This window comes from Tamlana crocina, from assembly GCF_012037625.1.
Genome location: NZ_JAAVJS010000387.1, coordinates 1 through 393, shown reverse-complemented (window position 1 = coordinate 393; position 393 = coordinate 1). Strand labels below are relative to the sequence as shown.

The following is a 393-nucleotide window of genomic DNA, read 5'->3' as shown; positions in this document are numbered from 1 at the left end:
AGAAATCTCCTGAAGCTTACACATATCACTGGGAAATAAGAGAAGAATCGTGGTATGCTTCTCATGTAAGTCAGTTGATCGCCGGTATTGAATTTCGGGCTGAAGAAAATTTGGTAAGATTTAAGGCACCCATACAAGAAGGGCCTTACCGGCTTCATCTTATGACTACCAATAACACAGGGTATTATGCCACTGCAAATATCCCTTTTTACGTCCTAAATCCTACGAATGAGGAATAGCATCAAGGCACCTACGCTAATGGAAGAACGGATCATTAAGCTTTTGATCCTGTTAGCCCTCTTTAGCACTGTTCACTTTTTGTTCTTTTTTCTACAATTTGAGCATCAGGGAAATGCTATCCTCTTTTTTTTACTTTCGATTACCATCTCGTAT

Annotated in this window: 1 protein-coding gene; it reads left to right on the top strand. The window is 39.4% G+C overall.

The genetic code is table 11. The features are described 5' to 3' along the window. Positions 1-239: hypothetical protein (locus tag HC176_RS19725; protein ID WP_209309783.1), on the top strand; the 239-nt coding region annotated here is incomplete at its 5' end. Between the last annotated feature and the right edge of the window lie 154 nt (positions 240-393).